This window comes from Bacillus sp. FJAT-50079, assembly GCF_018343515.1.
Taxonomy (GTDB): domain Bacteria; phylum Bacillota; class Bacilli; order Bacillales; family Bacillaceae_C; genus Lederbergia.
The window spans coordinates 175,164-201,509 of the sequence record NZ_JAGYPD010000002.1 but is presented as its reverse complement, the minus strand read 5'-3'; the positions used below and the strand labels follow the sequence as shown (position 1 = coordinate 201,509).

Here is a 26,346-nt window from a genome sequence, read left to right as displayed (position 1 = left end):
CTTTACTAACTATTAAAAAGATTTATTTTTATATTATCCCTCGTGATTTCATCAATGATCTATCATAATTGTTTTTATTGATTAAATCTCTAATGTTGAATTATATTGATATAACAATTTCTTTGTGTAACCCCGTGTTTTTTCTCATCCTCACCCATTTTAACTATATTGAGATAACAATTTGCATAATGGAGAATTTTAAAGGGAAGCCCTTTGGCTTCCCTTCCCTCATTACTTCAGAATAAATTGCAAACACATTTACCCTTCTTTTTTACATTTTACCATTGTGAATTTAAATGGAGGCTTATGTTCCATATTCTTATGGGGCTCAACAACTTCCGAAATTTCTATCAGTCCATAATTTCCAAATTCTTCTTTTATCGAGTCAGAATCATAAAAGAACATTTTTACGCCTTCCATAATCTCAAAATAGTCTTTCCCCAGTAGTTTACCCTTACCAAACATCGGAGCTTCTTTTGAAATAGTGATAAAAACCATATACCCGTTTGGCTTTAATTGGTTGTAGCAATCTTTAATAAGCTTCTCTCTTTCTTGCTTATTCAATAAGTGAATAAGTGCGTAACAAAATATACCATCATAAAGTTTGTTATCAAATGGCATATCGGTTACTGAAGCATGATAAATATTGAGATCAAGCCCATTCTGCCATGCTAATTCAATCGCTGTTTTTGAAATCTCAATACCTGTTACATTTATTCCGTTGTCAATAAAAACCTTGGCATTTCTGCCGTAGCCAATACCAGGAATCAATATATCCTTAACTTTCTTCTCAAGGAAAAAGTCCTTAGTTAACATTGCGGAATCTGAAGGTTCAAACCCCCACATCATTTGATTTTCAATAAAACTTGATACCCAAAATTCTGTCATACCTCGATCTCCTTTATAAATATATATTGCCTCGCTTCAAAAAATCCGTTGTATTAAAATGTACTGGCACATTACAAGAAACCATAAAGTCTCCCTTTATGGTTTCTTTATCTTTCTTATAGTGTAATCCTTGAAGCGAATAAATTTAATCATTCTGCTCGAGACATTGATAAACCGCCATCATATCCTGTTTATTCAACTCGCGAATACGATTGAAAATTGGAATGTCTGCAACCGCTTCTGTGTATAAGCTTCCATCTACCACGTCCTTTACTTTGCCTGTTAGCCACGTTTGCACATCTACGCCTTCGACGATTTCGGTCCGACCTTCATCGTTGATGCCACTTGCCTCACAACTCACACATGGGATCGTTAATTTGTATACACCATCGTGGAGATTGTCTTCTGAAATCACCTTTTTCCCTTTACAAAATGGGCATGGATGGCTTTTTTTAATTTTATTGATTTGGGTGACGATTTTTTTATAGCCAAATGCTTCATAAACGTATGTCAGTTTTTTGTATTTACCGTTTGTGAAATATTTATCAATAATTGTTTCTCTTGTTTCGTATATATTTGGAAAATCACAAATGGTCACTTTGTTTTTGCTGCTAATGGATTCGATATTGTCTTTGATTGTGTCCCAGAATGGTAAGACATTTTGTAATACCATTTCATAACCAACAAAACTTGCTAACTCGAGTTCAAGCATTTTCAGCGCGACTTGTGTCTTCCTAGATAGTAAAGAGACATCCTCTATTAAAATCATATCGCCACCTACAATTGACTTCAATTTGACGAGTACTGGTAGATCTCCTACTATTTTCAATACTTGGTCAATCGGCTCGTTAATCATTTCACGAATATCTGTGCCTCCAAATGTAAGAGGTTTACGGTGATTTAAAACTGTCCCCTCACAAATAGGACATGTAATCATTTCTTTAGAGGCTTTCATCTGCTCTTTAATCACTGATTTTGAAACGACAATATACATACCAAGGATCGTATTAAAACCTACCCATGTTCTGCGTGCCTTGCCTTTCTTATCATAAAATGACTTTTCAAAATATCCATACCAAAAAGTGTGTTTTTCTTCATCGGACATTTCATTATAGCTTTTTGTCAGATCATGACCAAGTTCATTCTTAATTTCTTCAAATAAGAATTCTAATTTAGGATATTGATAAAATTTTAATACTTCCATGATTTCCGGATAAAATAAACCATCCCAGAATGGAAGGTTTTTGTCTTGAATCACAAGCTCTTTATCAAAGATTTCGATTTTAAGACGTCCCGAACATGATGGACAATGATTTTCTTGATGATAAAAATCAAAGCTTCTTGTGTCTTTATTTGTCGGATGCGCCGCTACGATATGGTTGATTAATCCACCTATCTCATAAAGAAAGCTATACTGACTATACAAATGCCTTTCAAGATCAATGGCGATAACTGGTGCAATCGTCTCAGATTCGTACTCGCCGTAAATCAAACGGGCCATGGATGATAAGCTTTTTAAAATGCCACCCTTATAGACGTTTTCTGCAAGTTTAAAGTACCCAATATGATTTTCTTCTAAGTAATCAATCCCCTTTTGCCGCTGGAGTGCTGAAGAAATACGCAGTGATTCGGTTTTATCCGCATCCTGTTTTTGACGAAAATAATCATCGTGACTGACAGCAGCAAGATGTTTAACAGGCTCAAGCTGCCTTTTGCCAAAATCAACGATAAAATCAGAGCTTTCCAGCATATAGGCGTTATGTTCAATCATAATGATGCTGACAGATTCATCTTGGAGAATGTTCCTAATACTATCAATAAATTGGTTTAATATATTTTGTGATAATCCTTTTGAAGGCTCATCAAATATAAACAGCGTATGTGGGTTTCTGAAGTTCGCGAATAGTTCAGAAACTAAGTGAACACATTGGAATTCACCGGTTGATAAGGTTTGTGTTTTTCTTTCTAATGTCAAATAACCTAATCCAAGTTTAATTAATAAGCTTAGGCGTTTATATGCGATGTCTTCATTTGGGAGTTCTTCAATAATATCTTCAATTGAGCGCTCAAAAATATCATCAATCTCATCACTATATTTTGTGAGTTTCCTTTTAATATCAAGAAATGTTGCAACTGTTGAGCGGCTCGTAATCGATTGGTTTCGATCTTGTCCGACCATGACCAGCTTATCTTTTGGATATCGTTTCAAAAAATCTTTGGCAATACATTCATTAACAAGTGTAGATTTACCACAGCCGGACTCACCAGTTACGGTTACAAGTCTGTTCTTAGGTATTTGAAATTGGGCCATTTGAATATTACGGCAATATAGATCCTGAAATTGATAGTATTCTGCTGGTGCTTCCTGATTACGTTCCCAATAGATTGGTTCTGGACGCGGTGATTCTTCGACAATTTTTCCACCGTATTTACCGCTTCCGGGCCCAAAAAATAATTGCTCATTCGCTGTATCTAACACGGTGTCAGAGTGATCGATCAGCCAAATTTGGTTGTTATATCCCAATTGTTTAATCTCTTCTAAAATTTTTAATAGCGTTTGGTGATCAAGTCCTACGGAGATTTCGTCAATAATAATTACGGTATTTTCACTTGCTGCCATAAATTCAGCCAGGTAAAGCCGTGTCAATTCTCCGCCTGACAATGTTCCCATAATTCGATTTAATGTTAAATAACCAATATTCATATTGATGATGTTTTCAAGAATATGTTGTTTAGCTTCACTAATATGTAATTCATCTGAAAGAGCAAGAATCGATTCAACACTTAAGTTGTTAATATCGGAAATACGGTGTGGTTGCCCCAATAATTCTATCTTATATTGTTCAACCTCTGGTTTATAACGCCTACCTTCACATTTTTTACACTCGACATTTTGGGTCGTACCGCGCCCTTTGCATTTAGGGCACCAGCCTAATTCATTATTAAAAGAAAAAACTTCTGGAGAAAGATGAAACTTTTCGGCAAGCCGCTCACGAATCTCTTTAAAAACGCCAGTATGGGTGCCAATCGTTGACCGTGGATTGGAAGAAATAGATGATTTGCCGAGAAAGAGAACGAGAGGCATTTCCTTCATTTTAATGGCGCTAAAATTCGTTTCCATTATATTTGGAAATAAATACTGATATTCCGCCTTAGGCAATAAGGAAACGAGACGCTTCTTCGATTCCTCGCCAATCGTTTGACAGAAAGTTGTTTTACCAGAACCGGATAAACCGGCAATTCCTAACGATTGATCTTCCGGCAAGCCAGCATCTAAACGGTTAATATTATTGGCAATCAATTGATTGATTTTCATATTTGATATCCTCTCCAATCTCTATATAAAAGTATGGCCATGTAGACAACTTTAAATCTAATATTAATACAAAAAAAGCAAACGGCCCGGTCGGATACCGAGCCATTTGTTTTTCTATATGTTTGACCTTACAGATCTTCTAACACCTTTTCAAACCCTTCGAACCAGTTCATCCATCCATACTTCGCGCCTTCTGCTCCCTGCTCACTTGAAATTCCGGTTTGTTCGAGATGGAGATTCACTTTTCCGTCCCCTGCATCTTGTAGCGTCCAAGTAACCGTGTGCTCCTCTCCGCTGGCGAAAGTATAGGACAACCGATTTGGTGGGTCCACAATAAGCACTTCGCCTTCAATTAGCCCGCTCCACCATTCTGTCGGTTCTGTTCGAAATTGAAATGTATGTCCAACGACTGGTTTAAAGTCATTTTCCATGATCCATTTTGCAAGAGTATCCGAATCAGTTAATGCTTTCCACACTTTTTCGATCGAACTTGTAAACTGAAAATCCATTGATAATTCTGCCATGATTATTCCTCCTAATTTTTTTACGTAGCTTTCAACTTAATACGTTTTAAAAAAATCCGCGATCAATGAATCCCCCAAAAGGAATCCTTCTTAATATTCCGTTTTGGGATATTATTATTTTTCAAATGATTGGTAATCGACTCTACCATTGACTTCGAACCTGCAATAAAGTATTTGCCATTATGTTTATTTGAGGTAATAAATGCATCTATTTCTCCATATAATTCATCCCTCGATTTAAGGTAAGTTACATTGATTGACGTTTGATCAAGTTCATCTTTATATATATAGGGTTTTTCACTATCTAAATAGAGTAGTTTTACTTGTTTCACGATTCCATTATTTTCTGCCTCTAATTGTTTGACCATTGCCCGAAACGGTGTAATGCCAATGCCACCAGCAATTAAGAGAGATGGACTGTTATCTTTTAAATAAAAAGATCCTACTGGTCCACTCATTTTAATTTTCATTCCTTTTTCTAGTTCCAGCAAAGCCTTTTTAAATTCACTTGGCTTATCGCTAATTTCTGTAGTAATTTGAATAACATTCTCTGTTGGAGAAGATGCTACACTGAATGGTCGTATAGCGTTTTTTATCTTCTTATGGGTAATTGTGAATAAACCATGTTGCCCCGCACTCCACGTTAACTCATTTTCTTTTTCGAATAAAAAAGTATACACACTGTCGGATTCTTTATTCCTTTCTAAAAATGCAAGTTCTCTTTTTTTGAATATGGAAAATGTATCTTTAAAAAAACTCATTTCACTTACTCCTTTAAATTAAGCCATCTCTTCCGCTAATATTTTTTTCAGTTCGTTTACTTTACTTGCCCAACCATATTTCGCGCCATGGAATGCTTGATTTTCTTTTTCGAAGCCTGAATGGTCAAGATGTAAATGAGTTGTTTCACCCTCTTGTTTCAATGTCCATGTGACGATCGTGTTGATTGGTCCACCTACCCATGTGTAAGATAATTTATAAGGCTTGTCCACTACCAACACTTCACTATCTACGATTAAGCCTATTTGTTCATTTCGAAACTGACATTTATATCCTACGATTGGTTTGAAATTATTTTCCATTACCCATTGTGCAAGAGTATCTGAATGTGTTAAAGCATCCCATACTTTATTGATGGAACTCTTAAATTGAAAGTCTAATGATAAATCCGCCATGGTTTATTCCTCCAATATATTTTTTAGTAATATCGCTCTTTCATTCCAAAACTTCTCATAAAAAGATAACCAATCCTTAATTTCCTGCAAAGGAGCTGCATTTAATCGATACCTTGTTTCTCTACCAATTTTCCGGTTGGTTACTAAATCAGCTTCTTTAAGGATCGCCAAATGTTTGGAAACAGCTGTACGCCCTATTTGAAAGTGAGGAGTTAATTCGTATAGGGGTAACTCATCTGAATCTGCTAACAATCGTATTAATTTTCGTCTCGTTGGATCTGCAATAGCGACATAAACATCACGCTGGTAAGTATTATTCAAAATCCTCCCTCCACTTTTCTGAATTAGACACCTTTCAGTGTCGTAATTATATGACACTGAAAGGTGTCTAGTCAACCATCTAAGTATTATTGTTATTTATAAGTGACAATTTATGTAGAAGCTTATTGAGCATAAAGCGATCATCTGAAATAATGAGTGGAACGAATGATTTGCGGAGTGTGAAAAATGAGAAATGTGAAGCTATTTTGTTTGTTTGCGGTGCTCGGCATGCTTTTAACGGGGTGTGTAGGTGCAGAAAAAGAAAAAACGTCATCAAAATTAACGATTAAGCCATATAATTTGAGTGAAAAGGAAAGTTTTCTCATAAGTAAAACAGATGTGGGATGGATTGAATTTTTTATGTTAACAGGTACTTTAAAGGTAGAGGATGATTTACAATTTTCCGTAGAGGTATATGAAAACGGCGAGTTTAAGGAGGAGTTGCTTACGACTTCGAAGGGACCCGAAGCTACGTTTAATGATAGCATCATTTCTTTTGCAATAAGCAACACGATGGATAAAAATCACCCTATAAAATTAATAGCTGGTGTACCTTCTGGGCATGTTACAACGAATTATTCAAATAATGCGATGACAGTATCCTCTTTTAATAAGCTAATCGGCGAGAAGGTCACTTTAGAGAAAAATAAACCTGTTTATTTAGCGGCGTGGCTAGGTACAACGAAAAACGAGCTGCGTTCTGTCGGAAACGAAAATGGCGAACTGCCCATGGGCATGGAAGAAACGGAGTTGGCCTTCTTATATAAAGTCGTATGGACGGATCACGACTAAATCGAATGAGGTTTTTCTATTTATTAGGTTGTTTTCTTTAAGGTATTTACGCCCTCCTTGCGAATAATCTTAGCCAGTGTTCGTTTTCTTTTTGGACAGCAAAGGTAATGTTTCTCGCTACGCAAAGTCGTTTATTAGGATTTCTGGGCGCTAATGATTTTTGAGTTGATTTCAATCTTGGGCACATCCTTTCGCTTTGTCAGTATAGCTTATGCGACTTCTTGAAAAAATAACATAAAAAAAGAGAAGGTCATTGATTTACCTTCTCTTGTCTATCGTGCTCGCATGATTGCATCTCTGTCATTGGCTTTCATTCGGCCGATGGAACGACTCATATTAATAATTGTCGGTCGTTTATTAGGATTTCTAGGAGGCATTTGACCGTGGCGGAATGTGTTCTTCGCTTGATCTTTTTCTGCATCTTTAGCTCGCATTTGAACGGACATTTCTCCACACTCCTTTATTCTTAGTAATATAATTATAACATAGCCTATTGTCCATTTCCATCTACTATGCTATGTTCTGGTTCCTCGCTTTCATCACCAGTTAAAAACTCATCTTCCTTTGATAGTAACCACATATCGAACGTATAAAGCATGTTTAACATAAGGGAGGCGTCTGCGCCTGTAACTTCATTCCCCTTTCTAGAGCTCACGACAAAAAGCAAGTTATAATATTCACCGAAATAAGGGAATAACACAGAGGAACATTCCTTTTCGAGAATTTCGATATTCTCTCCGTCTAAGAGTGTTTTGATTACTTGCTGTTTCCTCATCCCCACTCCTCTAAGGGTAAAATCATGGTCTAGCCGAATTTGTTCATAAACGGACGCTATGTTTCTTTGAAACAGATCTTCGTTAGGAGAAGATTCAACCATATAGGAGTATACCTCAAGATGAAAAGATGAAGTGAAATTTCTTAAGTAAGAGAGAACAAATTCTTCATATGTTTCTGGAGTAAATTCGAATTCTTCCAAATGCCACTTTTGTTCACTTTTTGGCATCAACTCATTTACTTTTATTAACTTTTCGCTTAATTCAATAAATGTTCCTCGGTTTTTATTAATACTTTCGACTAAGCTTTCTTGTTTTAACTCATTAGACATGAATTTCGTAATATCTGGTGTTTGAAAAATAAATAAATCAATTGCAACAATACTAACGACAAGAGCAATTAAATACTCTAATTCAGCTCCAACATTAGGAAACGCATTAAATGCCCACAAGAAAAACGAGGTGGCAATAACGGTTCCATAATATATTTTCCTAATAGCTATCCGGTGCTTTAAATAAAATTCTCGACTCCATATGTACAAACCGATGCTAAAGGCAATCCCAAGTAAAAGAAGGGAACAAATCGTAATCATATACCAGTTTGCTTCCAATCCCATCCCTCCTTTGTCATTACTTCACATTATTACATCTTGATCATTAAAGCGGTTGTTTTATATCCTTTTCTTTATTATAAAACAAATGTTCGTACCCTGCAAATAGCAGCCAAACCCTTCTCCAAGTGGATGAAAACCCGCTGATAACAGTGATTCTGGTTTCAACGGGTTTTCACAGAGTAATGATGCATTGATTTTGGAATGCCTTTTAACTCAAGCTTCCCACTATATATGAGGAAGCGAATTCGATATTCTAAATAATAGATGTTTACATATTCATTCGTTTCTATTATTTCTGCAATTACTCTGTTCGTTTTAATAAATGTTTTGCTGTCTTGTTCACTGTGAAGTTTTTCAATTGTATTAATGATCAATGGGTCGTATTGGGCTGAAGGAACGCCCTTAATCCTTTCGTTGCTGTAAATATGCAAAATGTCCTTGGATCGAGCGAGTGTTTGCCACTTATTTTGCCATTGGCATCGTTCTGTTTTCGATAACGGCATATTGTCTTTCCTTTGCTCGAATAAAAGTTTGATTGATTCCGGTTCTAGCTGGTTTGTATATTGTTTCCCGCTATTCATAAGAAAAATGGGATTAAGCTTTTCTCGTAATCGATGCAGCATATAACGAACTCCGATTTGTTCATCAGCATTTTCAGCATACCAAATATAAATAGGTACATGTGCTGGAATATCCTCGAGCGCTAATAACGTATTCATAAAACTAATTTCATATTCATTCTGGTCATCCTCGAAATTAATATTTTCATACAACCATTCAGATCTGGCTGTTTGTCCGCGCTTCTCGCTAAGTTGCCAGAGCGGACCGATTGAAAACATATCAGGAAATCCGATCACTGTTTTTGGATATGCCAGTGAAAATCGCAGCAGTCCAGCCGCCGCCTCGGAGGAAGCTAGATGAACGGGAACCTGACTTTTTGATAGACGACGGTTCTTATGAATATGTTGGTTGATGATTTTGACTATCTCGCACATGTCAGCTTGCTCAAGCATGTATGCTTTTCCTTCAAGTGGGTTGCTCAGTTGGTGATCAAATGTTGGGAACGTCTGCTTATCGTTAAGCTCGAATGTTTTCCAGCTCTCCGATTCACGCACCTCTAATAATGTTACATAATTTTCTGTATTTAATTCGTAAACAAACACAATATTTGGTTCAAAGAAAAAATAAAGAAAAGGATCATTTACCTTCGTCTCTATATTCATCACCCCGTTCAATAAATGTATTATTCAGATATTTTTAATGGTAATTATCTTCTAATGCTTTTTTAATCAGTTGGTATCCGCGATCTAGATCATGTTTTATTAATTTCTTATATGCATTCGCCTTTTCAATATCGCGAATATAATAAACGGCAATTTCTTGATATTTGCTCCCTTCTTTTTTTATTTTTCCTCGCTTTAATATTCCTTGCTCAAGGAGTTCGTGGAGTGCTCGATAAATTTCAGGGTGTTGTGGCTCGAATCCCATTGGTTTAAATTCCTTTCGCAATTCATCCAATAATTTCATTCCGTACCATCTGCCATTTTCAATATTCGTAATTAAGTATAGCTTTAAGAATGCTCGCTGCTTAATTAAAAAACCTGTACTTTCCCTTTGTTTTGTTGCGATGACAATCCCCTCCCCTTATTGTGCTAATAACACGTACTTTCATTATACATGAAATTTGTTCCTTTCTCGCCCTTATTCAAAAATAAAAACAGACCCCTATCATATGACAGGAGTCTGTATAATTATAAGCTTTAAGAGACTTTTACTTTCCCTTCAACTGCTACATCATCGTTCCATACTTGATCATAATTATATCCAGTAAGTGCTTCAACTACTTCTTTTATTCTCGGATCGACATCATGTTTAGACCCATTATTTTTTAAACGCTCAATTTCATCAACTAAAATTCCATGTGTTTCTTTGTTTAATCTGAAAGTTAAAGCGATTGCTAACGCAATGAGAAGTAGTACGATTGTTCCGATAACTAATGTATATACAATCGTCTTGATTGCTTCAGGTGTTTGCGCTTCCGCTCCTTGTACAAAGCCACCCCATTCTAGTAGAGCTCCTACAAAGAATGTTGCAATTGCAACGGAAGTCTTTCTAAAGAATGTCATAACTGCCGCAAAGAGACCTTCACGTCTTTGTCTAGTAACGATTTCATCAACATCCGGAATAAATGGATAAACGTTCCAAGGAGTAAACTCCAACATACTTCTACCGATTTGATAAACCCCTGCGATAATAAATAGAGAAATGATCATCGAACTTGGCTGAATCAAATAAATACCCCAGAACCCTAATAAACAAACAATCATAATTGAATAAGCAATTTTAAATAAATTTGAAGGTCCAATTCTTGTAAACAAAAATCCCGATAAAATCGTCATCGGCACCCCAATAATACTTAAGGACAATAAGTTTGCGCCAAGTGAAGCAGAAGTATTTAAAGCGTACACACAGAAGAAAATGAATACTGCGTTAAATACATCTTTTGCCGTAAATGAGAAAATATAAATCGCCAAATGTTTTCGGAAACTTTTAATTTTAAATGTTGAAACATAATCACGTAATACACCAACAAGAGATTTTACTGTCTCACCAAACGTTTTTCGTTTATTTGATTCTGCCAATAATGCTGCTTCTTCTTCAGGAGTAAGTTCAGCTTCCCAAGTTGATCGATACGAAATAAAGATACATACAGCAAATAATATAGCAAAAAACAGACCATTAATAAAATAAGCATAAGAATTATTTTCGCCAAAAAATGCAATTAATTGACCAGGAATAAAAGTAGCTAAAAACGTACCTGTACCAGATAAAAACATCCGAGCCGTTGACAATTTTGTTCTTTCATTGAAGTCTTTTGTCATTTCAGACGGCAATGTTTCCCACGGAATTAATACGAGTGCCGCGACAATCTCAAATAGTAAGTATGTAGCTAAGTAATACCAGTAGTTCATTCCTGTTACCCACAGCAAGATGTAAGTTAACATTAAAGGTGAACCAATTAGTAAGAAAAATCGACGACGACCAAATTTCCTGCCTAACTTATTTTTGAGAAAGTTATCTGTAATACTCTTTTCTGGACATCATTTTTTTCCTCTCTTTCAAACATTTTCCAAGTAAGCGCATAAGTGAGTGCTTACAAAACTTTTAATCTACTAACAATTACTACAATCATGAACAAATTAATACATTGCACTCTTACTAGTCATGGTAATTTTCAAAATACTGAAATCCCTTTCAATAAAGTGAAAAAAGAGGCATCGACATCTCGAGTGCTAAATTTTAATCACTCCTATTTCTAATTAATTTGTTTGGTAAACAAACAAATGTGATATGCATTATTTGTAGAATACCATCCTTTATTTCTCCAGTCAATTATTAACTTTTTAAAAAAGCACCTAAACAAGTGCTAGTAAATTCATAGGTTTAGCTTGCATAAAAGATATAAGCATACGTCAACTTCCACGAATGGATCTGCTATTCCCCTTCATTCAAACCCCTTATAGACGGTTTACGTGCACTATTCATATAGAATATCAAAAATATTGAGCGAGCTCCATATTTCACCATATCGTGTTGTTAGTACATAGTGTTGCTTGTATTTGCCTCTTCGTGCTTGTCTTTCTTTATTTCTTATCGGTTGGCTGCCTTTTATCTTTAGAACTGCTTTATTGTTTGTCATCATTTTGTAATAAATGAAATATATTTGTAGGAAAATGAAACCTTATTCTCATCTATATCGTCTATATATATAAGAGAGGCTAAAAGGAGGAGTTAATTGTGAAAAGAAAACTGTATGCGATGATCTTTCCAATTTTAATAATCATGGTCGTTGGAGGATTTTATTATGATAAGGATCATAGCAAAGCTACTGCAACGTTAACTCCGAATGATCATGTAAAAACAGTAATGGATGAAACTCATGATCATGCGACTTCTTATTTTGAACAGAATGACTTGTTACAGCCAACGGAAATGCGTACGAACAATCAAACAGAAGTGAATACAATAGAGTCTGTACAAGATGTCCCATTAATTGATACAACGACAATTACTGTGAATACTGATGAAAATATAGTGAATAAAGAAGATCAACAAAGCGAGGCTCCGATTGAAAATCAAAATGATGAGGATACGTTTACCCTTGATGGCAGTGTTTATGAGTTGGTGAACGAGGATAAATTTTCGCATTGGATTGAAGTAGCAGAACGTTACGGCGCAAAGTTATATGCGATTCCATATAGTGATGTGTTCGCGATTGTAAAAGATGGGACACCGATTGTACATATGAGTACGGGTGTTGCAGCTAGCGAGGTAGAGAATGCTGAGATTTTAAAACAATTATTTTCACGCGATGGCTTCGAGGAATATGAAGGGTTAGTTGAAAATATTGATATCGTAGCCGAAACTGGAGAAGAAGTATCGGTAACATTGGAAGAGTATGTTGGCTATTCAATTTTCCAAGAAGATGGTTGGCTGATCGTATCATGGTAAGAACAAAAAAGTTGCTTATGTATAGTAAGCAACTTTTTTATGTTATCTTTTTTCCATAACAGCGAAATAACGCTCTTCATTATCAGCAAAGTTAAACACTCTGCCTCCTGGCATAGCGATGATTTCTCCAACAGTAACCCCTTTTGAAGATAGTTCTTGATAAAGGCGATCAAGATCATCGGAGAAAAACATTAACGAAGGTGTGTCTAGGTTTAATTCCGGTTGCATCTCGGCAATGAGTTTTTTGTTGTGAAGAATGATGCTCGTCTCTGCTTCCTTTGTTGGAGCGATTTCAATCCAGCGCATCCCTTGGCCATTATTTTCTTCAGAAATAAGATGAAATCCAACTACTTCCGTCCAAAATTTCATTGAATCATCTTGATTGTTGACGTATAACATAATTTGTCCAACTTGTTTAATCATACGGATCACCTCCACGAATTGTATATTTATATTACAGTAGGGATCCTCACTTGTCCCCCATTTTGACTCTTCTTTTTGTAATGTCTACTATTGATCAAACAATTATGAAAGATCATAAAAATGTGGTAATCTTTAGCTATTATGAGAGGAAGGGTGAATGAGATGATTCAATCAATTCCAACTGTTACATTGAATGATGGATTGGTTTTTCCAGTCATAGGTTTAGGTACATATAATTTAAAGGGAAATGAAGGTGTGAATGCGATCACAACTGCGATTGATTATGGTTATCGCCTGCTTGATACTGCCTATAATTATGAAAATGAAGGAACGGTTGGTGAAGCGGTTCGTCGCACGGCCATTCCACGTGAAGAATTGTTGGTTACATCGAAATTACCTGGTCGTTATCATCGCTATGAGCAGGCAGTTACAGCCATTCAGGAATCATTATATCGGGCCCAATTAGATTATTATGACTTATACCTTATCCATTGGCCAAATCCAAAGCAAAATCATTATGTAGAGGCTTGGCAAGCATTAATTGATGCGAAAAAATGGGGATTGATTCGTTCGATTGGTGTTTGTAATTTCTTACCTGAGCATATAGAACGTTTAGAAAAGGAAACCGGTGTAATACCAAGCATCAATCAAATTGAACTGCACCCGTTTTTTAACCAAGCGGAACAAAGAAAATGGCATGAAGAGAAAGGTATTTTTACAGAGTCATGGAGTCCATTAGCCCGAGCAAATGCAGTGCTAGATAATGAAAAGCTGAAAAAAATTGCCGATCATCATAATAAAACGATCTCACAAATCATCTTGCGCTGGCATTATCAGCTCGGTGCGATTCCAATCCCTAAATCCTCTTCACCAACTAGACAGCTAGAAAATTTATCGATCTTCGATTTCAATTTAGATGAGGCGGAGATGGAAATGATTACAGGATTATCTCACTCTGATGGTAGATTGAAAAATCAAGACCCTGCTACATATGAAGAGTTTTAAATTTAAAATCCGCATCACGACATTTAGTGATGCGGATTTTAGCTATTATTTTTTTAAAATACTTAAATACTCTTTCCATGGTCCGACATCTTCACTGTATCGTTTGGCGAGCACGCGGCCAATTTGTGTGATATGTGTTAAATCATGAACAACCCATGTGGAAAGCAACTCTCTTAATTTGACAGTCCCAAAATCTGGATGCAGACCAGTTAATTCTAATTGTTCCTTGGTTTGTATTCGCGCTTTTAATTTTTTCGTATTTTCAGCTCTTATTAATTTAAATTCATCTAGTTTATGTTCAATTGGAGATGCGGATTTTTTTTGTAAATGAGAATATCGATCAAATGGTGGAAAAGCTTCACGTTCTCCTTCATCAATTATCATGTTTAATCGAGGGATCCAATTATACTTTTCAGCTTCGATAAGGTGTCCAATTACTTCGGATGGATTCCAGGTCCCTTCCCCTTCATTACATGTAAACCAACTTTTAGAAATGCCTGTTAATAAAACGGCTAATGTTTCTGGTGTTCGTTCAAGAATTTCCATCGCTTCGTTCATCTTAAAATTCATTTCGAATCCCCTTTTCCATCTTTCAAGACTATTTCTTCGCTTCTTTTATAGCATACTTATTGATCAATTGACAAGAAAACGAAAAGAGCCCTACAAGACATTGAAACATCTTGTAGGGCTCTTCGTTTAATTCTCTTCTAATTCTTTACGATTTTTCTTAAATAGCTTCGATAAGATTTCATAAACAATTGGTACGACAATTAATGTTAATAACGTCGAACTGATCAATCCGCCCATAACGGTAATCGCAAGTCCTTTCGAAATTAAGCCACCACCGCCGTTTGAGTTCATCGCTAATGGAATTAATGCACCGATTGTCGCAATAGCTGTCATTAGAATAGGACGTAAACGAGTTACCCCAGCCTCTAAGACGGCTTCACGCATTGGCATATCTGCATCACGTTCCATCCGAATAATCCGGTCTACAAGTACAATCGCATTCGTTACAACGATACCGATTAACATTAATAGACCCATCATTACAGATACTGAGATTGTTTCACCTGCAATTAATAAACCAACAAATGAACCAATGACCGCAAATGGTAACGAGAATAAGACTGCAAACGGAGCAACCCCTTCACGGAATGTAACAACAAGGATGAAATAGACGATTGCGACCGCTGCAAGCATGGCCACACCAAGTTGTGTAAATGTCTCCTGCATATCGGCAGCAACGCCACCAACATCAAAAGTGACCCCTTTAGGGAAATCTAATTTTTCAATCGCTTTATCTACTTCAGATGTTGCTTTTGAGATATCATCACCGATAATCGTAGCTGAAACCGTTGCGTAGTATTCCCCTTTACTACGAGCAAGTGTATTTAGTGTTGTGCCTTTCTCGACTGTTACGAGCTCAGAAAGTGGCATCGTTGTTCCGAGCGCTGTTGGCACTTCCGTTGCTAATAAGTCATCAATCGATTTTGGTTGTTTCGCTTGCTCTTGCTGAACGATGACCTCTAATGTATTTCCATCTTTTTCAATCGTCGTCAATACATCTTTTGTTTTTGTCGGGTTTAACATCATAAGGATTTGCCCTGTCGTTAACCCGTATTGAAGCAACTCATCTTGGGCTACCTTGAATGTGTACTCCACATAGGCATCCTCTGCACTTGAAGAAACCTTCTCCAAGCCTTTGTTTTCATTCATTACATCTTCTACCATTTTAACTGTTTCGTTCAGTTTATCTAAATCTTCACTGTAAAATGAGTAGCTAATCTCATTCGTAGACATTGACATTGAACTAAAGTCTTGGCTCTTCCATTCACCAGATTGGCCAATATTAAACACATAATCTTCAATTTCTTCACGAGCTTTCGGGAAGTCTTTCATGTCAGGATCAAAGATCAGGTACATTAAAGCACCGCCTGCTCCTCCACCCATCATCGCGGTCATTGCATCGCCATTTTCTGTAACAGATAATTGAACGATGTTAATGTCATCACGTTTTAATAACTCTTCCTCCACCGTGGTGATATTTGCTAATGTATCATCCATTAGTTCACCTGTTTCAGGTGTGTACGTCAAATACATCACTTTCTCTTCATCGCTGCCCATAAAGCTAAAACCAATCAATGGCGTTAACGCTAAACTTCCTATTAATAACACAATCGAAATGATCGATGTAATAATTTTATGGTTTAGCGACCAATTGAGTGCTTTTTTATACCCCTTGGCCATTTTTCCAGCTTCTTTATGACGAATCTCTGTCTTTTCACCATATAGTTTTTTCTTAAATAATGTATGTGATAATGCTGGAACAATGGTAATCGCAACAAGAAGTGAAGCACCAAGTGCAAACGTCATTGTTAATGCGAACGGCATAAACAACTCTCCGACCATTCCGCCAACGAAAATGAGTGGTGCAAATACCGCAACCGTGACGATTGTTGATGACATAATCGGTTTAAACATCTCAATCGTTGCTTCACGTATGAGCGCACGTCCTGTTAATTTCTCTTCTTTTAAATGGATACGTCGATAAATATTTTCTACGACGACGATTGAGTCATCGATTACACGACCGATCGCAACCGTAATTGCACCGAGCGTCATAATATTTAACGTGATATCCATCCAGTGCAATAAGAGTAATGCCATGAAAATCGATACTGGAATCGAGATAATTGAAATAATCGTTGATTTGAAGTCACGTAAGAAAAGGAGAATAATAAGTACGGCGATTAAACCACCGAATAACGCTTTTTCAATCATTGTTGAAATTGAATGTTCAATCGGTTCACCTTGGTCAAGTGTTACATCAATAATTAAACCGTCGATTCTCTTCTGCTCTTCCTCAATAAGCTTCTTCACATCATTGACGACATCAACCGTATTCGCTTGTTGTCCTTTAATAATTTGAATCGCAATCGCATCTTCACCATTTGTTCGTGATACAGATTCGACCTTACCAATCACTTCAATCGTAGCAATATCACCTAGCTTCACAAACGGTGCTGGATTTTCTGCTGAAGGAGTGACAGGAATAAGCATTTCCTTTAATTCATTCGCGGTCATGAACTTACCATCGATTGCTACCGCTTGTTCCCCTTCTTCAAACTCATAAAGCCCTAGTGAAACGGCTAAGTCGCTCGCTTGAATCATTTGTTTTACATCATCTTCAGTGATGTCAAGCTCAGACATTTTTTCTTTGTTGTACGTAAGCTCTACTTCCTCGATATGTTGCCCCGTAATCGTTGCTGATGCAACTCCATCAATCTTCTGTATTTTCGGGAGGATAACATCTTCCACCGTTGATGTAAGATCAACGATATCCTCATCATGACTACTTACACTTAATGCAACGACAGGCATCATATTCATGCTAATCGCTGTAATTGTCGGCTTTTGCGCCCCTTCCGGCAAGCTGACAGAGTCTAGAGCGGATTGTAATTCACGTTTTGCCTCGTCCATATCAATACCATAATCATACTCTACTTGAATGCTTGCCATATTCGAATATGAATTAGAGTATACCCCTTTTACATGATCAAGGTTTTCCGCTACTTTCTCTAAAGGCACGGATACATCTTCCATTACCTGCTCAGGTGTCGCACCTGGATACACGTCCATCACCATTAAGAATGGAATGGATATATTTGGGATCGTCTCCGTTTTCATTCGTGTACTGGAGTACATTCCAGATGCTACGATAATAATCGTAAGCAACCAAACAGCTAATTTATTCTTTAAAACAAAATTAACTAAACCTTTCACTTCTACACCTACCCCTATATTGACTTATGGAACTCACTTCTTTATAATAATGACTAGTTAGTCAGTTGTCAATGATATATTTCCGCAAAAATGACTGTGTAGTCATTTTTTTGTTGATAAACTAATAGGAGCGATTTAATAAAATGATTAAAAAACAATTAATTATGGAGAAAGCGATCGAGTTATTTGCAAAACAAGGATTTAAAGCTACCTCTGTTCAACAAATAACAGAACATTGCGGAATTTCCAAAGGCGCTTTCTACTTATCTTTTAAATCAAAGGACGAATTGATCTTAGCATTAATTGATCATTTTATGATAAAGTTTACCTCAGATATTGACTACTTGGTCAACAACACAAAAGATGATAGTAAGCTTTTATATACTTTTTACTATGCCATGTATCAGTCTTTTCAAAAGCATTCTGATTTTGCGAAGATTTTCATTAAAGAGCAAACCCAATCATTTAATGAAGAATTTATTATAAAAATTCGATACTATGATCAGAAATTAGAAGAACTCATCTTATCGATGATTCAACGATTATATGGCGAAGAGATTGGACAAACAAAATATGATTTAACTTATATAATGAAAGGTTTTATAAAAAGCTATTCGGAGTTATTTTTATTTTATAATCTACCTTTAGATTTGGATTTACTTGCACGATCATTAGTGGAAAAAACAGACCTGCTGGCAAAACATACGACGATCCCCTTTATTTCCAATGAATTAATTGAAATGTTTCAACAAACGAAAGATAATGAAGGGCTGGAGGATCAATTATTAGAAGTATTGGATCAAACCGTTGAAAAGCTAAATGAATCGATTGAAAAAGAATCGTTAGTTTTATTAAAACAACAAATCATCGAGCCAACATTAAGTGCTGCAATGATAAAAGGCTTGCTCAAAAATATCGAAAATGATCCTAGTTGTAAAAAGGCTTCTTATTTATTGCGGAGTTTTTTTGAAAGTAAAATCGATCAAGCATAATTAACAGCGGTAGCCATAAGCTTTTGCTACCGCTGTTTTTTTAATTAACTGTAATAGGCATTTTCGGCAGTATATATTGGCCACCACCAAAATTTTACACCTTGACTGATGATAAATCGTTCTAACCACAATTCGAAATTCATTTGTAATGGTATTGCTTCTTTCAATTGATCAATATGACTTTTCCAAAAAAGATAATTTCTACTATTTTGTGAGTACAGATTAGAATGGATGACGATATGGTCTTGATAAATGTAAGCAATCACAAAACAACCTTCGTACGGATCATAGTCTTGATTTAATTCAATGATCTTTTCTAGACTAAAAAGTTCTATTTCACCACCAAATTGTACATCATCAAATAAACGACAACCATTTGATATTTGTAAAAAAGCTTTATAATCTTCAGGCAAAATAAATCCAGTTTCTTTTTCAAAATAGATGATATCCTTTTCGCTTGCAGGAGGGGTGAACGTACATGTTGCTTTAAATACATGCCCTTGCTCGTTTTGTAATTCAATGATTTGGTAGTTATCTTCTAAACGCTTCTTCAAAGAATGCAGCGTTTGCTTAACGAGACGCCCTTCTTTTTTCATCATAGATTCCTCCAAGTGCTAACTTTCATTCATCCACCGGCTTTTTCCATTTGTATGAGTCGATTTCTAAGTTATTCTTGTCCCATTAGATAATGCCTAAGCTCAACTGATTTTTGCTGAACAAACTTTGCACGTTCTTTCATTTATATTACCACTATCTTTTGCATCCGGATAAAATCTTTTCAAATTTTCATACATTCGTAAAAAGCGGCTTTCTTATTTCTCATATTCACGTTGGTTAGTGTACAATTATGTATGATTTTAAGGAGGTCGTGTATAATGACTGCATCTGAAAAGACATTAAGGGTTTGTTTAAATGGTCATACATATTATAAAAGTACTGATTGTCCCACTTGCCCAACTTGCGAACAAGAACGAAAACCGGCTAGTGGATTTCTTTCAATGCTTTCGGCACCAGCTAGAAGAGCGCTAGAAAACAATGGGATTACAACGTTAGAAAAACTAGCTCAATACAGTGAAAAGGAAATATTAGCATTTCATGGAATGGGTCCAGCTTCTATCCCTAAATTAAGCTCTGCCTTAGCAGAAAAAGACTTATCATTTAGAAACTAAGCAGTCAATCGTTTGGATTGTCACTTTGATCCAAGCGATTAATTTTAAACCTGTAATTTTCCTTCTCACTCTCCCCTGTCCCCCTCGTTGCCTTGACGCTCAAATATATTATTGTTATTCTATGTCCATTGTTAGCTAAGGCGCTGTCCCATTTTAGATACTGGTTTTCGTCCTGCTATTGGAGGTTTTATTTTGGATGTGAACGTAAAGCGATTAATAAAAATGAATCAAAAACATCTTCTTTTGTATATCATCATTGCACTTTGTTTTGTCACTTCTCTTCTGTTTGTTTACAATAATTATTCTTTTTATGAACGTCCGATTGCCAAAGTTATTGAAGCCGATTTGATTGATTCGACTGAAACGATAGATATGTATAATAATAAAGATCGACTATTTACTCAGGAGATCATTGCTGAAATCAAAAATGGAAAAGAAAAAGGGCAGCATATTCACTTAATGAATGAATATTCATCATCTGGCGCATATGATCATGAGTACGTTGTTGGAAATGAATTATTTGTTTCCATTAATCCAAATAAAGAAACAGACCAATTAATAGGAACGATAAATGATGTAAAACGGGATAAATATATCGTCATCGTTGCCTGGATTTTTATCTTTGTTTTACTCATTGTCGGAAAAAAACATGGGATGTTCTCTTTTATCAGTTTAGTGATTAATGCTGTTATATTGTCCTATGCATTGGATATGTACGTGAATCGTTCTCAAATCAGTTTGCTCCTAATATGCAGCATTAGCGTTATTTTATTTACAGTTATTTCTTTATTGCTTGTAAATGGCGTGAATGAAAAAACATATGCTGCGATTGTTGCGACATTGTTAGGAACATTTATCTCCTTGTTCATTACTTATATTGTGCTGTGGGCTACGAATGAAAATGGGCTTCGCTATGAAGAGATGCAATTTCTGACCCGGCCATATCGTACCGTATTTATGGCTGGCTTAATTATCGGCTCATTAGGCGCTGTAATGGATGTGGCGATTACGATGTCTTCTTCTATCTTCGAATTATACGAAAAAGACAAACATATTTCCGTGAAAGCATTAAAAGCGTCAGGTTTGGATATCGGAAAAGATATTATGGGTACGATGACAAGTATTTTATTTTTTGCCTATATAAGCGGCTCGATTCCGATGTTGATCTTATATTTTAAAAATGCTTCTCCACTCGGTTTTACCCTTTCCATCAATCTTTCATTGGAATTAGCGCGCGCACTGGCCGGTGGGATTGGCATTGTCATTACCATTCCGATCGGTTTATATACTTCGATTCTTTTTGTTAAGCGAAAGAGGGTAAAAGGATGAATGTATTACTATGGCTTGCAGCCATTTTATTCATATTGATGATTGTAATTGGTGGAAAAAAAGGGGTTCGTTCTTTTATTGCTTTATTTTTAAACTTTGGGGTGCTTCTTATTACAACTATTCTTATGACAAGCTCGCTCATGAATCCCATTACCTTAACAATGATTGCGTGTACGATCATTAGCTGTATAAATTTATTTTATATTAATGAAGTAAACAGTAAAACAATTACAGCTTTTATTTCAACATTGATTACGATTTTCATTTTATTTGTACTAATTGGTCTTGTTACAGATAAAGCGATGATCCAAGGATTTCGTGAAGAGGAAATGGAAGAACTGGGCATCTTCTCCCTTTATATTGGCGTCGATTTCGTAAAAATTGGGATAGCGATGATCATTATGAGTACAATTGGAGCAATGACAGATGTGGCGATTGCCATTACCTCGCCAATGCAAGAAATATTTAACCATCATCCGAGCATTAGTAGAAAAGAGTTATTTACATCTGGTATGAATATCGGAAGAGATATTTTAGGGTCTAATACGAATACATTATTTTTCGCTTTTATTGGCGGTTATATGGCTTTGCTTTTATTGTTTAAAGATCTTGCCTATTCCGCTGGAGAAGTGATTAATTCAAAAGTATTTAGTGAGGAAATACTTACAATCCTTTGCGCTGGCATTGGGATTGCCTTAATCATTCCTATCGCTTCTTGGATTAACGCTTATTTTCTAGTAAGGATGCGGGAAAAAGTAGCGAAATAAATTTGGCGACCATTTGAAACGCTTGGAATCTTTTTTCCAAGCGTTTTTTTATCGTGTACATCATTCTATCTTTCTGAGAATTTTTGCCGGTTGTCCGGCTACGATTCGATAGAGTTGTTAGCAATCTTCATGCTGGGAAGAATCACTCAACTTCCGTCAACCCAAACATCATTTCCAAACTTAATGGGTATTGCATACCCACTTTTATCCCGATCTTTTGCTTCGATAGAGTGGCCTGCGGTATAGATTCCAACATTAGGAGCGATCATGCAGTAATTACCTGCATAGAGAGCCTCATTGTGAATATTATCGCCTAACTATCATTCACTTCATTAAGTCGATTATTTTCATTTAATTACTTTTGAAATTGTTATCCCATCACCGATTGGAACGAGCACAGATTCTAATCGAGGATGATTAGCTACCACTTCATTAAAATTTTTCATTAATTCAGTATAACGTTTTTGCTTTATACTCTCGTCTGCAACACTTCCACCTGCAAGTACATTATCTGTAACGATTAACGCCGCTGGCTCCGCTAGTCGCAAGCAGTATTCCAAATAATTTTCATAATTGCCTTTATCTGCATCAATAAAGAAGAAATCAAATCGCTTCTTGTCAGCAACTAAATGTTCGAGGCTTTGTAATGCTGGTCCGGTCATATAAGTTACTTGATTACCATATCCCGCTTTCGTTAGATTTTTCAGTGCTAGTTGTGCATACTTCTCTTCTAATTCAAGTGAGGTTAATTTGCCATCTTTGTCGAATCCTCTAGAGAGGCAAATTCCGCTATACCCACCTAGAGCCCCTATTTCCAGGACGTTTTTTGCGCCAGAAATGGATACAAGCATCGTCAATAATTTTCCAGATGAAGGAGATACAGAAATGGAAGGCATCCCATTTTCCTTTATAGACAAAACGACCTCCTCTAAAAGCCTATCCTCTTTATAAAACATGGAATCGATATAGTTATTCATTTGTTTCATCATTTTCCATCCCTTCCTCATTTTGATCTGATCTAGAAGTTTCTGTCTCTTCGTTTTTGTGATAAACCGCTTCTGTTACTTCACCTTCATGTATGTCAAATAATTGAATAAATTGATTAATTACCATGTCAATCGCCTTTAATTCGCCAATTAAAATAGGTCGAATTGAGTGAAACTCGGGCTTTTCTAATTGGTGCTTAATCGTTGAACGTTTAAGATACATCATTTCTAAAAAAGCAATGGCTCTCCCGCGGCGGAAGGTTTTAGGTCCGTGTTGCAATGAACCATCATATCCTTTATAACGCCCACCACGATGATGACCTCTTTCTTTAAATTTTTCGTCTCTCATAAAAAAACCTCCTTTTGTATACGAATGTATACGTATAAATCTGATTAAATTGTATACATTCGTATACGAACAGTCAATACTTTTTATTTTATTTAAAATATAGACAGAAAAAAGGCTGAATCTGCATTCAGCCTTTTTGATTTAATAGCAATCCCAATTATAAAGGATTTTGGAAAAATCACGTTTCCTTAAATCTTCTTCTGCGATAAAGAAATTCGCCACACCTGAGTCTCCCCACATGATATTTAGGCTATCTTCTGTATCGATCTGCAATAAAAGTGTGTCAAATGTTGGATAATCCCCGTAAGCTCTCGGATCTTCTTGTGTGAAAAAAGGATACCCGCCTATTTTAGAACCTTGTCCACTTGCCAGTTCAAAATACGCCTCGGCCATTTCATCATATGCCTCATAATTTTCATTCTCTAATAATTGATCAGCCTGTGTAATAGCGTTAAAACGATAATCACTACCCGACACAATTTCCTCGAAATGCTCAAACGATAACGTGCATTCCTTCTCTATCGGAAAATCATCGTCATTTTCAAAGCTGGGAAACTCCGTCATCCACTTTGATTGATCGGATTCAACCTTTTCATGGTAAATAACACGGAACGTATCTTGATTCGTCATATCATCGAAATCTAAACCATATACATCATCATTTGCGACAAAAAACTGTAAAATTCCTTTTGTTGGATAATTTGGAATGGCTACTTCTATTTCGTTGAAATTGATTTGTGCAAGTAAACGAAGCGGATCGCCATTTTTACTCGTTGGATAAGCATCTGCTTCTAGCCAATACGGCTCCCCACTAAACTTACTTGCTTGCCGTGTTGCTTTTCCAATTTTCCCACGAATAATTAAACTTGATTTTTTTGTCTCTATTAGAGCATCCGCATACGGCTGTAATTGCATCGGTAAATTCATCTTTCCACTCCCTCGTTCATTACTGATCAATCTAGCATGATACTTTAATAACTAAAGAAAAAAGCAAAAGAGCTTGTTTTGAAAAAAAGATGAATCAAAACAGGCTCTATAAATAGCTTGGAAGAATAATAATGATTAAAAAGTTTAATGATTGCTTTAAGTCGAAAATATAATATTTTCGACGACTTCCATCATTCTAAAGGGTGATCTGTTTCCCCTTTCTCCTTTTTCAATGTTCGGTGTAATTGATAAATTCTCATCATACTAATTAAACCTACTAAAATTGCTCCTAATAGAACTGATCCAATAATAACGAGGATCAATGGCCATTCGGCTTTACCAAATAAATAATTAACTGTTACAGGTTCAACATTGATAACTGAAAAAATGGCAATGATTAAGGCAATCAGTAGTGCTAATATTAAGTTCCATTGACCTTTCATAAGTCACCTCGTTTATCCGTGTTAACGTCATTTTAAAGCAATTTTCTTACTAGTTCAATCGATTAATATATCGCTGTAATTAAATTGCAAAAGAAAAGTGCACTCATATAGAGTGCAACTTGAATGGATCAGACGCAACACTCGCTGGATTGAAATTTCAATCCATGCACTCATATAGAGTGCAACTCCCATGCATTGCTTGCCAAGTCAACGGATCCAGCATTTCAATCCATGCACTCATATAGAGTGCAACAGACCGGATTCTTTGATTGATTGCCAAAGATCAATATTTCAATCCATGCACTCATATAGAGTGCAACCGGTGTTTTGCAGCGTTACTTCGATGCTGACGATATTTCAATCCATGCACTCATATAGAGTGCAACAATAAATACAAACGAATGTTCGAGGTGGTAGCATATTTCAATCCATGCACTCATATAGAGTGCAACGTATTAACTGCCGTTTTAACAGCTTGCACGGATATTTCAATCCATGCACTCATATAGAGTGCAACGATCATGCCTATTTTTAAATTGTAGGTGTATAAAATATTTCAATCCATGCACTCATATAGAGTGCAACTAGAATTAGCTGTTGAGTCGTTGGGGGGTAGAATAATTTCAATCCATGCACTCATATAGAGTGCAACAAAAGAACTTAGAAAAGAATCTCATTCATCAAGTATTTCAATCCATGCACTCATATAGAGTGCAACTTCAAGATACATTCGGCGAATTTAGAGGATTATTCATTTCAATCCATGCACTCATATAGAGTGCAACTGTGTAACACGTTTAACAGAATGGGGCGATGGTAATTTCAATCCATGCACTCATATAGAGTGCAACAAAGAGGTCACTGTCGATACTTGGACCAGGACGATTTCAATCCATGCACTCATATAGAGTGCAACGGAAAGGAAGTGACAGTTAACAGTTGGACCCGAACAATTTCAATCCATGCACTCATATAGAGTGCAACCAGACTTGCTATAAAGTAAAATATCAACACCCTTATTTCAATCCATGCACTCATATAGAGTGCAACCGAATTGCAAAGTATCAAAATTGAGGAAATTGACATTTCAATCCATGCACTCATATAGAGTGCAACTGAATTGTACAAGCTGCAAGCGAGAATCCAAGAGATTTCAATCCATGCACTCATATAGAGTGCAACATTCTTTCCTCAATAAATCCTTCAAATAGTCCTCGATTTCAATCCATGCACTCATATAGAGTGCAACTGCGAA

At 36.1% G+C, this 26,346-nt stretch carries 26 protein-coding genes and 1 CRISPR repeat array; of the genes, 7 read left to right on the top strand and 19 right to left on the bottom strand.

The window, feature by feature from the left end; genetic code table 11:
* Window positions 1–258 precede the first annotated feature (258 nt).
* From KHA95_RS04860 to KHA95_RS04835, 6 genes are all read right to left on the bottom strand, one after another.
* On the bottom strand, window positions 259–888 hold the full coding sequence (locus KHA95_RS04860) for a class I SAM-dependent methyltransferase (protein ID WP_213136360.1): 630 nt from the start codon (window positions 886–888) through the stop codon (window positions 259–261).
* A 145-nt stretch (window positions 889–1,033) separates the two neighbouring features.
* Window positions 1,034–4,204: an ATP-binding cassette domain-containing protein gene (locus tag KHA95_RS04855; protein ID WP_213136359.1), complete on the bottom strand. Its 3,171-nt coding sequence runs from the start codon at window positions 4,202–4,204 to the stop codon at window positions 1,034–1,036.
* 128 nt (window positions 4,205–4,332) lie between these two features.
* A complete protein-coding gene (locus tag KHA95_RS04850; protein WP_213136913.1) occupies window positions 4,333–4,731 on the bottom strand; it encodes an SRPBCC family protein in 399 nt (132 codons plus the stop codon).
* 59 nt (window positions 4,732–4,790) lie between these two features.
* Window positions 4,791–5,489 (bottom strand): FAD-dependent oxidoreductase, encoded by a 699-nt coding sequence (locus KHA95_RS04845; protein WP_213136358.1) that lies wholly within the window; start codon window positions 5,487–5,489, stop codon window positions 4,791–4,793.
* 18 nt (window positions 5,490–5,507) lie between these two features.
* Window positions 5,508–5,903 carry an SRPBCC family protein gene (locus KHA95_RS04840; protein WP_213136357.1) on the bottom strand — a complete coding sequence of 132 codons (396 nt, stop codon included), beginning with the start codon at window positions 5,901–5,903 and terminating at the stop codon, window positions 5,508–5,510.
* 3 nt (window positions 5,904–5,906) lie between these two features.
* Window positions 5,907–6,224 (bottom strand): ArsR/SmtB family transcription factor, encoded by a 318-nt coding sequence (locus KHA95_RS04835; RefSeq protein ID WP_213136356.1) that lies wholly within the window; start codon window positions 6,222–6,224, stop codon window positions 5,907–5,909.
* A 186-nt stretch (window positions 6,225–6,410) separates the two neighbouring features.
* Between KHA95_RS04835 and KHA95_RS04830 the strand changes: the two genes are divergently transcribed.
* On the top strand, window positions 6,411–7,016 hold the full coding sequence (locus KHA95_RS04830; RefSeq protein ID WP_213136355.1) for a hypothetical protein: 606 nt from the start codon (window positions 6,411–6,413) through the stop codon (window positions 7,014–7,016).
* Between the two features lie 272 nt (window positions 7,017–7,288).
* Here the strand turns inward: KHA95_RS04830 and KHA95_RS04825 are convergent, their stop codons facing one another.
* The 5 genes from KHA95_RS04825 to KHA95_RS04805 all read right to left on the bottom strand — a co-directional run bounded on the left by KHA95_RS04825 (window position 7,289) and on the right by KHA95_RS04805 (window position 11,489).
* The gene (locus tag KHA95_RS04825) at window positions 7,289–7,462 is read right to left on the bottom strand and encodes a hypothetical protein (protein WP_213136354.1); all 174 of its coding nucleotides are present in this window, start codon (window positions 7,460–7,462) and stop codon (window positions 7,289–7,291) included.
* A gap of 44 nt (window positions 7,463–7,506) precedes the next feature.
* Entirely contained in the window at window positions 7,507–8,400 is an 894-nt protein-coding gene (locus KHA95_RS04820) for a type II toxin-antitoxin system SpoIISA family toxin (protein WP_213136353.1), read from the bottom strand.
* 164 nt (window positions 8,401–8,564) lie between these two features.
* Window positions 8,565–9,626, bottom strand: coding sequence for a DUF1835 domain-containing protein (locus KHA95_RS04815; RefSeq protein WP_213136352.1), 1,062 nt, complete (start codon window positions 9,624–9,626; stop codon window positions 8,565–8,567).
* Window positions 9,627–9,660: 34 nt separating this feature from the next.
* Window positions 9,661–10,032, bottom strand: coding sequence for a replication termination protein (locus tag KHA95_RS04810; RefSeq protein WP_213136912.1), 372 nt, complete (start codon window positions 10,030–10,032; stop codon window positions 9,661–9,663).
* A gap of 131 nt (window positions 10,033–10,163) precedes the next feature.
* Window positions 10,164–11,489 (bottom strand): MFS transporter, encoded by a 1,326-nt coding sequence (locus tag KHA95_RS04805; protein WP_213136911.1) that lies wholly within the window; start codon window positions 11,487–11,489, stop codon window positions 10,164–10,166.
* Window positions 11,490–12,201: 712 nt separating this feature from the next.
* Between KHA95_RS04805 and KHA95_RS04800 the strand changes: the two genes are divergently transcribed.
* Window positions 12,202–12,915, top strand: a complete 714-nt coding sequence (locus tag KHA95_RS04800) for a hypothetical protein (protein ID WP_213136351.1) — start codon at window positions 12,202–12,204, stop codon at window positions 12,913–12,915.
* A gap of 42 nt (window positions 12,916–12,957) precedes the next feature.
* On the opposite strand, the gene KHA95_RS04795 is transcribed toward KHA95_RS04800, so the two are convergent.
* Window positions 12,958–13,338, bottom strand: a complete 381-nt coding sequence (locus KHA95_RS04795) for a VOC family protein (RefSeq protein ID WP_213136350.1) — start codon at window positions 13,336–13,338, stop codon at window positions 12,958–12,960.
* A gap of 162 nt (window positions 13,339–13,500) precedes the next feature.
* Here KHA95_RS04795 and KHA95_RS04790 point away from each other — a divergent pair, with 162 nt between their 5' ends.
* Window positions 13,501–14,343, top strand: a complete 843-nt coding sequence (locus KHA95_RS04790; RefSeq protein WP_213136349.1) for an aldo/keto reductase — start codon at window positions 13,501–13,503, stop codon at window positions 14,341–14,343.
* A gap of 45 nt (window positions 14,344–14,388) precedes the next feature.
* Here the strand turns inward: KHA95_RS04790 and KHA95_RS04785 are convergent, their stop codons facing one another.
* Together KHA95_RS04785 and KHA95_RS04780 are read right to left on the bottom strand one after the other, a co-directional pair.
* Window positions 14,389–14,913 carry a DinB family protein gene (locus tag KHA95_RS04785; RefSeq protein WP_213136348.1) on the bottom strand — a complete coding sequence of 175 codons (525 nt, stop codon included), beginning with the start codon at window positions 14,911–14,913 and terminating at the stop codon, window positions 14,389–14,391.
* Window positions 14,914–15,039: 126 nt separating this feature from the next.
* Window positions 15,040–18,129 carry an efflux RND transporter permease subunit gene (locus KHA95_RS04780; protein ID WP_213136347.1) on the bottom strand — a complete coding sequence of 1,030 codons (3,090 nt, stop codon included), beginning with the start codon at window positions 18,127–18,129 and terminating at the stop codon, window positions 15,040–15,042.
* Between the two features lie 143 nt (window positions 18,130–18,272).
* Between KHA95_RS04780 and KHA95_RS04775 the strand changes: the two genes are divergently transcribed.
* Complete coding sequence (locus tag KHA95_RS04775) at window positions 18,273–19,121, top strand: TetR/AcrR family transcriptional regulator (protein WP_213136346.1); 849 nt, start codon at window positions 18,273–18,275, stop codon at window positions 19,119–19,121.
* A 44-nt stretch (window positions 19,122–19,165) separates the two neighbouring features.
* On the opposite strand, the gene KHA95_RS04770 is transcribed toward KHA95_RS04775, so the two are convergent.
* Window positions 19,166–19,717, bottom strand: a complete 552-nt coding sequence (locus tag KHA95_RS04770; RefSeq protein WP_213136345.1) for an SMI1/KNR4 family protein — start codon at window positions 19,715–19,717, stop codon at window positions 19,166–19,168.
* Window positions 19,718–19,996: 279 nt separating this feature from the next.
* Here KHA95_RS04770 and KHA95_RS04765 point away from each other — a divergent pair, with 279 nt between their 5' ends.
* The 3 genes from KHA95_RS04765 to KHA95_RS04755 all read left to right on the top strand — a co-directional run bounded on the left by KHA95_RS04765 (window position 19,997) and on the right by KHA95_RS04755 (window position 22,386).
* On the top strand, window positions 19,997–20,290 hold the full coding sequence (locus KHA95_RS04765) for an RNA polymerase alpha subunit C-terminal domain-containing protein (protein WP_213136344.1): 294 nt from the start codon (window positions 19,997–19,999) through the stop codon (window positions 20,288–20,290).
* A 222-nt stretch (window positions 20,291–20,512) separates the two neighbouring features.
* Window positions 20,513–21,619 (top strand): YibE/F family protein, encoded by a 1,107-nt coding sequence (locus KHA95_RS04760; RefSeq protein WP_213136910.1) that lies wholly within the window; start codon window positions 20,513–20,515, stop codon window positions 21,617–21,619.
* On the top strand, window positions 21,616–22,386 hold the full coding sequence (locus KHA95_RS04755; RefSeq protein WP_213136343.1) for a YibE/F family protein: 771 nt from the start codon (window positions 21,616–21,618) through the stop codon (window positions 22,384–22,386). Before KHA95_RS04760 ends, KHA95_RS04755 begins: the two co-directional genes overlap by 4 nt.
* A 347-nt stretch (window positions 22,387–22,733) precedes the next feature.
* On the opposite strand, the gene KHA95_RS04750 is transcribed toward KHA95_RS04755, so the two are convergent.
* The 4 genes from KHA95_RS04750 to KHA95_RS04735 all read right to left on the bottom strand — a co-directional run bounded on the left by KHA95_RS04750 (window position 22,734) and on the right by KHA95_RS04735 (window position 25,091).
* Window positions 22,734–23,372, bottom strand: coding sequence for an O-methyltransferase (locus KHA95_RS04750; RefSeq protein ID WP_213136342.1), 639 nt, complete (start codon window positions 23,370–23,372; stop codon window positions 22,734–22,736).
* Entirely contained in the window at window positions 23,356–23,721 is a 366-nt protein-coding gene (locus KHA95_RS04745) for a hypothetical protein (RefSeq protein ID WP_213136341.1), read from the bottom strand. Before KHA95_RS04745 ends, KHA95_RS04750 begins: the two co-directional genes overlap by 17 nt.
* 141 nt (window positions 23,722–23,862) lie before the next feature.
* Entirely contained in the window at window positions 23,863–24,648 is a 786-nt protein-coding gene (locus tag KHA95_RS04740; RefSeq protein WP_213136340.1) for a YwqG family protein, read from the bottom strand.
* Window positions 24,649–24,839: 191 nt separating this feature from the next.
* Window positions 24,840–25,091 carry a LapA family protein gene (locus tag KHA95_RS04735; protein WP_213136339.1) on the bottom strand — a complete coding sequence of 84 codons (252 nt, stop codon included), beginning with the start codon at window positions 25,089–25,091 and terminating at the stop codon, window positions 24,840–24,842.
* A 154-nt stretch (window positions 25,092–25,245) separates the two neighbouring features.
* A CRISPR array of direct repeats spans window positions 25,246–26,340; the repeat unit is 32 nt; unit sequence ATTTCAATCCATGCACTCATATAGAGTGCAAC.
* Between the last annotated feature and the right edge of the window lie 6 nt (window positions 26,341–26,346).

Excerpts from the sequence above, each read along its gene's own strand:
- KHA95_RS04860 (WP_213136360.1), bottom strand. The coding sequence starts at position 888 with ATGACAGAATTTTGGGTATCAAGTTTTATTGAAAATCAAATGATGTGG.
- KHA95_RS04855 (WP_213136359.1), bottom strand. The coding sequence starts at position 4,204 with ATGAAAATCAATCAATTGATTGCCAATAATATTAACCGTTTAGATGCT.
- KHA95_RS04845 (WP_213136358.1), bottom strand. The coding sequence starts at position 5,489 with ATGAGTTTTTTTAAAGATACATTTTCCATATTCAAAAAAAGAGAACTT.
- KHA95_RS04840 (WP_213136357.1), bottom strand. The coding sequence starts at position 5,903 with ATGGCGGATTTATCATTAGACTTTCAATTTAAGAGTTCCATCAATAAA.
- KHA95_RS04830 (WP_213136355.1), top strand. The coding sequence starts at position 6,411 with ATGAGAAATGTGAAGCTATTTTGTTTGTTTGCGGTGCTCGGCATGCTT.
- KHA95_RS04825 (WP_213136354.1), bottom strand. The coding sequence starts at position 7,462 with ATGTCCGTTCAAATGCGAGCTAAAGATGCAGAAAAAGATCAAGCGAAG.
- KHA95_RS04815 (WP_213136352.1), bottom strand. The coding sequence starts at position 9,626 with ATGAATATAGAGACGAAGGTAAATGATCCTTTTCTTTATTTTTTCTTT.
- KHA95_RS04795 (WP_213136350.1), bottom strand. The coding sequence starts at position 13,338 with ATGATTAAACAAGTTGGACAAATTATGTTATACGTCAACAATCAAGAT.
- KHA95_RS04790 (WP_213136349.1), top strand. The coding sequence starts at position 13,501 with ATGATTCAATCAATTCCAACTGTTACATTGAATGATGGATTGGTTTTT.
- KHA95_RS04785 (WP_213136348.1), bottom strand. The coding sequence starts at position 14,913 with ATGAATTTTAAGATGAACGAAGCGATGGAAATTCTTGAACGAACACCA.
- KHA95_RS04775 (WP_213136346.1), top strand. The coding sequence starts at position 18,273 with ATGATTAAAAAACAATTAATTATGGAGAAAGCGATCGAGTTATTTGCA.
- KHA95_RS04770 (WP_213136345.1), bottom strand. The coding sequence starts at position 19,717 with ATGAAAAAAGAAGGGCGTCTCGTTAAGCAAACGCTGCATTCTTTGAAG.
- KHA95_RS04765 (WP_213136344.1), top strand. The coding sequence starts at position 19,997 with ATGACTGCATCTGAAAAGACATTAAGGGTTTGTTTAAATGGTCATACA.
- KHA95_RS04760 (WP_213136910.1), top strand. The coding sequence starts at position 20,513 with ATGAATCAAAAACATCTTCTTTTGTATATCATCATTGCACTTTGTTTT.
- KHA95_RS04755 (WP_213136343.1), top strand. The coding sequence starts at position 21,616 with ATGAATGTATTACTATGGCTTGCAGCCATTTTATTCATATTGATGATT.
- KHA95_RS04750 (WP_213136342.1), bottom strand. The coding sequence starts at position 23,372 with ATGAAACAAATGAATAACTATATCGATTCCATGTTTTATAAAGAGGAT.
- KHA95_RS04745 (WP_213136341.1), bottom strand. The coding sequence starts at position 23,721 with ATGAGAGACGAAAAATTTAAAGAAAGAGGTCATCATCGTGGTGGGCGT.
- KHA95_RS04740 (WP_213136340.1), bottom strand. The coding sequence starts at position 24,648 with ATGAATTTACCGATGCAATTACAGCCGTATGCGGATGCTCTAATAGAG.
- KHA95_RS04735 (WP_213136339.1), bottom strand. The coding sequence starts at position 25,091 with ATGAAAGGTCAATGGAACTTAATATTAGCACTACTGATTGCCTTAATC.